The following is a 6,210-nucleotide window of genomic DNA, read 5'->3' on the forward strand; positions in this document are numbered from 1 at the left end:
GATCGTGGACTCGGTGCCCGCGCCGCCGGGAATCAAGGCCTACGTCACCGGCGCGGGCCCGCTGTTCGCCGATCAGTCCCACGCGGGTGAGAAGGGCGTCGCGAAGGTCACGCTCGTCACCTTCCTGGTGATCATCGTGATGCTGCTGTTCGTCTACCGGTCGATCAGCATCGTCCTGATCATGCTGGCCATGGTGTTCATCGAGCTGGCAGCGGCCCGCGGTGTCGTCGCGACGCTCGGTAACTACGGCGTCATGGGGCTGTCGACGTTCGCCAACAACATGCTGGTGCTGATGGCGATCGCCGCCGGGACGGATTACGCGATCTTCGTGGTCGGCCGCTATCACGAGGCCCGCGGGCTGGGCGAGACCCGCGAACAAGCGTTCTACACCATGTTCCACAGCACCGCGCATGTCGTGCTCGGATCGGGCCTGACCATCGCCGGCGCGATGTACTGCCTGAGCTTCTGCCGGCTGCCGTACTTCCAGTCGCTGGGGGTGCCGTGCGCGGTCGGCATGCTGGTCGCGGTGCTGGCGGCTTTGACGCTGGCTCCGGCAATACTGACGGTTGCGTCGTTCTTCAAGCTCATGGATCCAAAGCGCTCGCTGCAGACCCGGGGCTGGCGTCGCATGGGCACCGTGGTAGTCCGCTGGCCCGCACCGGTTCTCGCGGTGACCGTCGCGATCGCGCTGGTTGGTCTGCTCGCCCTGCCCGGTTACAAGACCGACTACGACAACCGCCACTTCCTGCCGGCGGACACCCCGGCCAACGTCGGTTATGCCGCCGCGGACCGGCACTTCGACCAGGCTCGGCTCAACCCTGAGCTGTTGATGATCGAGACCGATCACGACCTGCGTAATCCGGCCGACTTCATCGTCCTGGACAAGGTCGCCAAGGCGGTCTTCCACATCCCCGGTATCGGCCGGGTGCAGACCATCACCCGGCCGCTGGGCACGCCACTCGACCACAGCACCCTCGGATTCCAGATGGGTGCGCAGGCCGCAGGGCGAATCCAGACCCAGCACTATCAGGACGAGCAGGCGGCAAACCTGCTCAAGCAAGCCGACGAGCTGCACAAGACGATGGCAACCCTGCATGAGCAGATGCAGGTGACCCAGGATCTCAGCAACACGACGCACGAAACCACCAGGCTCACCAAGGAAACCGTGCAGATCACCGAGAGGTTGCGCGACGACATCGCCAACTTCGACGACTTCCTGCGGCCGATCCGTAGCTACTTCTACTGGGAGAAGCACTGTTACGACATCCCGGTCTGCTGGGCACTCCGGTCGGTCTTCAACGCGCTCGACGGCATCGACCAGGTGGCTGAGAACATCGTGAACCTCAGCGCGAACCTGGACAAGCTGGACAAGATTCAGCCGAAACTGGTCGCGCTGATACCGCCGCAGATCGAGAGCCAGCAGCGCAACCTCGACACCATCATGTCGAACTATGCGATCACGCAGGGTCTTAACGAACAGGCGAGAGCGCAGTCCGACAACGCCACCGCGCAAGGCGACGCCTTCGACAAAGCGAAAAACGACGACACGTTCTACCTCCCGCCGGAGGCGTTCAAGAGCCCGGATTTCGCGCGAGGTCTCAAACAGTTCATCTCGCCGAACGGGCACGCCGTCCGGCTGATCATCTCCCACGAAGGCGACCCGGCGACTCCTGAAGGCATCAACCACATCGAACCGATCAAGCAGGCCGTGCACGAGGCGATCAAGGGCACTCCCTGGGAAGGCGCCAAGGTCTACCTCGGCGGCACCGCCGCGACGTACAAGGACATGCACGACGGCTCCAACATCGACCTGATGATCGCCGGAATCGCCGCGGCCACTTTGATTTTCATCATCATGCTGGTGATCACCCGAAGCGTCGTGGCGGCCTTCGTGATCGTCGGTACCGTGTTGCTGTCGCTGGGCGCCTCATTCGGACTCTCCGTGCTCTTGTGGCAGTACATCCTGGGCATGAAGTTGCACTGGATGGTGCTGGCGATGGCGGTCATCCTGCTGCTGGCGGTCGGCTCGGACTACAACCTGCTGCTGATATCGCGGTTCAAAGAGGAAATCCACGCCGGGCTCAAGACGGGGACGATCCGCGCCATGGCCGGTTCCGGCTCGGTGGTGACCTCCGCCGGTCTGGTCTTTGCCGCCACCATGGCCACGTTCATGTTCAGCCCGCTGCTGGTGATGGCCCAGGTGGGTACGACGATCGCGCTGGGTCTGCTCTTCGACACCTTGATCGTGCGGTCGTTCATGACACCTTCGCTGGCCACCCTGCTCGGCCGCTGGTTCTGGTGGCCGCAGCACGTGCGTCCCCGGCCGGCCAGCACCATGCTGCGACCGTACGGACCGCGTCCCGCGGTGCGCGAGTTGATCCTCAACGACGTCGACGAGCACCCGCCGGGCGGAGTGGTACAACCGCGCTGATCTTCACGCACGCGAACACCGACCGGTGGCGCGACGACCGCGCTACTGACGGAGCTGGGTCACGCGTAAGGCGTGACTGAGCTGGCGTACCGGTACGCCGCAGGTCAGGCAGTAGGCGTGCGGGCTGGACCTGATCTGGTCCACCTGCCGCAGCACCTCGATCTGCAGGTCGCGCAGGCAGCAGGTGCAGACGATGCCGACGATGTTGCCGAGCGGGTCCGCGCCGGGCCGGTTGCAGCCGTCCACGGCGTGGCGGTGCACGACGTGGGTGGCGCGGCTGGTGCAGCCGACGTCGGCCTGGCAGGTGAGGTCGTGCCAATCGAGCTGCGCCAGGATGTCGGCGACGTCGTCGCGATGGGACCCGCCCCGGGGTGGCTGAGCGTCTGTGCTGTGCATGGCACGACTATCCCGCGGCGGCGCGCAACGCACCATCCGGTCAACGGGTGATTGCGATGTCCCCCGATCGGGGGACGAACAACGTCGAACCCTAGCCTTGGGGGTCGACCCGGCCCTTGACAGGCCCTGGCCATCCGGGCGGGCCAGTGGGCTCGGCCCAGTCCCAGACTGACATGTCGCCGGGCGGGTACTGGTTGCAGATGTCGGTGGCCTTGGCCACGACGCCCTTGTTGTTCCAGAAGATCTTCATGTGGTTGGGCCAGGCCACCCACAGCGGATCGGACACGGGCGCATAGAAGTTCTCGGAGTAGTTCCGGCGGTCCTCCGGTGACAGCGAGTAGAACCAGTGCGCCTTGTCGATGGTCGCCTGCTGGACGTTCGGGTGGTTGTCGAAGTCGATCATGTAGCGCTGGTAATACACCGGGCTGGTGTCCCGGGAGGCCGCCAGGATCTGCTCGGCGTCGCACGTGGTGTTGATCATCCGGCGGGGGATCGGGAAGTCCTCCGTGGAGTCGGCTACCGCGGTCGACGGGAAGATCGCAGCGGTAACACCCAGAGCAAGGAACACGGCGCCTGCACGCAGGCCAGAACTCAGCCGAGACATAGCCGTTACGGTAGCACTTTTTGGCCCGCCGGGAACAGTTCCCAGCTCACTGCCAGGATTTGGCTAGTGCATCTCAGTATCAGTCGCGATCAGGGACGATGACGTGCTTTGGATCGGGCCGCAGCTCCGGCGGGGCCTGACTGTAGTCGCCGAAGGGGCCGTCGCGGCGCTCGATCGCCGCGCGCACGCCGTCGGCCTCGGCGGTCTTGATGAAGGCCAGCGCGTCTGGGGTGTTGCGCATCAGGCCGTCGAGAATGCCGCCGAGCGTCTGGGTGGACGCCAGCCCCATGTTCTCGTAGGCCTGGTTGACGATCAGCTTTTGGGCCTGCAGCTGCGACAACGGGATCTGCGAAAGCTCGGCGGCGATCTCGGCGACGCGGGCCTCCAGCCGCTCGAATGGCACCGCCTCGTTGATCAACTCGATCTCGGCGGCCTGCACGCCGGTCAGCGGCCGGCCGGTCAGCGAGTGCCACTTGGCCTTGGCCAGGCTCAGCCGGTAGAGCCACATCCCGGTCAGATACGCGCCCCACATCCTGCTGTAGGGCGTGCCGATCACCGCGTCCTCGCTGGCGATGACGAGGTCGGCGCACAACGCGTAGTCGCTGGCCCCGCCCACGCACCAGCCGTGTACCTGGGCGATCACCGGCTTGGACGCCCGCCAGATGGCCATGAATTTCTGGGTCGGGCCGGTCTCGCGGGCGCTGACCATCGCGAAATCCTTGCCCGGATCCCATTTCCCGTCGGTCATCATGGCCTCGCCCCAGTGCTGGAAGCCGCCGCCGAAGTCGTAGCCGCCGGAGAACGCCCGGCCCGCACCGCGCAGCACGATGACCTTGATGTCTTGATCGCGCTCGGCCAGCCCGATGGCGGCCTCGATCTCGTCGGGCATCGGCGGCACGATCGTGTTGAGCTGGTCCGGGCGGTTCAGCGTGATGGTGGCGACCGGGCCGGCCGTCCGGTACAGCAGCGTCTCGAAGTCACGGGTCGGCATAGCGTCCTTACGGGTCGGGCTGACGGTTCTCCGGCGAGGACGCGTAGATTCGCCCGCCGATCTTCAAATACGGCGTGGTGAGGTAGGCCGAAAAGGCGACGATGGCGGAAAACACCGCCGCCGCGAGCACGCCGTTCGGCCAGAGTTGCCCCGTCCCGACCGCAAAGCAGACGATGCCGATGGCCGCGGTCGCCCAGTAGAACCGCCGGCCGGCGCGACGGTGTTTGACGAAGCGATAGCGCGCCTGTGCCGCCGAGGCCAGGATGAAGATCAATCCCGTCGCCAGCAGGGTGAGTTCGATGCGTTGGATCGCGGACACGTCGACGATCCTATGGCCGCGTCCGCGGTTCGGTATCGAATGCTGCGACCTTTCTCGGCGTCGTGCTCTGCGGCGCTCACGGATGCGGATTCATCGATGATCTCGCGGGTATCAGTGGGAAACATGTTGGCGTGTCACGGGAGCAGGTGAGGGGATGCCTGGTACGGCCGGCCCCGCGCGGCCACGGCGGGAAAGCGGCTTGCGGCGGTCGCTGCAGGAATTCCTGGCCGTGCCGCTGGTGATGATCTTGGGGTTCATCGTGCTGGCGGTCGTCACCAGCGTGTTGGACCGCACCGATATCGGGTGGCTGCAGCCGGTTCAGCAGGCTCTCGCCAAAGTGGCGCCGCCGCAACAGAACCAGTCGATGTTGCGCACCGTTGCGCCGGGCGTGCTCACCTTGATGACCATCACGTTCTTTCTGCTTTTGACGCTGGTGAACCGGATGGCCGATGTCTTCACGTGGGTGGTCGTCGAGCAATTTCTCAGTCGCCGCGCCCACAAGGCCTTCTTCGGATACTTCGCCGGGCTCTCCACGTACTACGTGATCGTGCTGACGTTGGCCGATCCGCAACGAGCCGTGTTTTCCACCGTCGTCGCGCTGATCTTGAGCGTGCTCGCGCTGGTGGGGCTGGTGGTCTTCGGCTACCTGGTTCTCGACCAGCTGCGTCCGCCCTCGGTGGTCGAACGCATCGTGCAGCTCACCGTCGCCACCCGTGCCGAGCAGTCGGCGTGGTTGCGGCGGCTGCGGGACAAACCTCAACTCGAGCGGCTGCCCACCACCATCGTTCGGTCGGAGTGCAGCGGCTATCTCGTCGACATCGACGTGGACAGCCTTGGTCGGGCTCTCGAATCAACCAGCGGCGCAGTCGAAGTCGAGTTTTGCGTCAGGCTGGGTAGCCACATGGTCGAAGGATCGGCACTCGCCGGGGTGCGTGCCGAGCGTCAGGCCGACCGGGAACGGCTGGCCGGGGCGGTTTATGACGCGTTGCGCTGCGGCCGTGAGCGACAACTCAACCGGGAACCGGTTTACGGGGTGCATCAGCTCTCGAGCATCGGATGGGCGTCGGCTACACAGCGCGATCCGGAAGCGGCCTTGGTGACGATAGACGGATTGCACACCCTGTTGGCGCACTGGGTGCACCGATCGCCGTCATCCGGTGGAACGCAGCCCGACGACGAACCGCTGCCGGTCGTTTACCGTGACACCGCGATTCCGGAAGTGTTGTCCGCACTTTCGAGCATCGCGGTGGGTGCCGCCCAGGGCGGGCAACACCAGACCTGCGCCCAGGTTTTCAACGTCTTCGCCATGGCCCTTCCGGACCTTCCCGCGGAGTACCAACGCATGGTGACGGCACAACTGCGCCACGCGTTGCCTGGCGCCGCCAGGCATCCCCTGACCAATGAGATGGAGCGAGCGCTCACCGCGTTGGGCCGTGCGCTGTCGGACAATGGTCAGGCCGGCGCGGCGG

General features: G+C 65.4%; 6 protein-coding genes. 2 read left to right on the top strand and 4 right to left on the bottom strand.

Translation table 11 applies throughout. From position 1 onward, the window contains the following. Nucleotides 1–2,431: RND family transporter (locus A5646_RS12465; RefSeq protein ID WP_067021923.1), on the top strand; the 2,431-nt coding region annotated here is incomplete at its 5' end. Nucleotides 2,432–2,473: 42 nt separating this feature from the next. Here the strand turns inward: A5646_RS12465 and A5646_RS12470 are convergent. The 4 genes from A5646_RS12470 to A5646_RS12485 all read right to left on the bottom strand — a co-directional run bounded on the left by A5646_RS12470 (nucleotide 2,474) and on the right by A5646_RS12485 (nucleotide 4,741). After that, complete coding sequence (locus A5646_RS12470) at nucleotides 2,474–2,827, bottom strand: hypothetical protein (RefSeq protein WP_066868440.1); 354 nt, start codon at nucleotides 2,825–2,827, stop codon at nucleotides 2,474–2,476. Nucleotides 2,828–2,918: 91 nt separating this feature from the next. Then, nucleotides 2,919–3,431 (bottom strand): DUF5078 domain-containing protein, encoded by a 513-nt coding sequence (locus A5646_RS12475; protein ID WP_066868444.1) that lies wholly within the window; start codon nucleotides 3,429–3,431, stop codon nucleotides 2,919–2,921. Nucleotides 3,432–3,510: 79 nt separating this feature from the next. After that, complete coding sequence (locus A5646_RS12480; RefSeq protein WP_066868446.1) at nucleotides 3,511–4,422, bottom strand: crotonase/enoyl-CoA hydratase family protein; 912 nt, start codon at nucleotides 4,420–4,422, stop codon at nucleotides 3,511–3,513. Between the two features lie 7 nt (nucleotides 4,423–4,429). After that, nucleotides 4,430–4,741, bottom strand: a complete 312-nt coding sequence (locus A5646_RS12485) for a hypothetical protein (RefSeq protein ID WP_066868448.1) — start codon at nucleotides 4,739–4,741, stop codon at nucleotides 4,430–4,432. A 154-nt stretch (nucleotides 4,742–4,895) separates the two neighbouring features. Here A5646_RS12485 and A5646_RS12490 point away from each other — a divergent pair. Continuing rightward, nucleotides 4,896–6,210 (top strand): DUF2254 family protein (locus A5646_RS12490; protein WP_156765593.1); only part of this gene is annotated, 1,315 nt, incomplete at its 3' end.

The organism is Mycobacterium sp. 1245499.0, from assembly GCF_001673615.1.
GTDB lineage: Bacteria > Actinomycetota > Actinomycetes > Mycobacteriales > Mycobacteriaceae > Mycobacterium > Mycobacterium europaeum_A.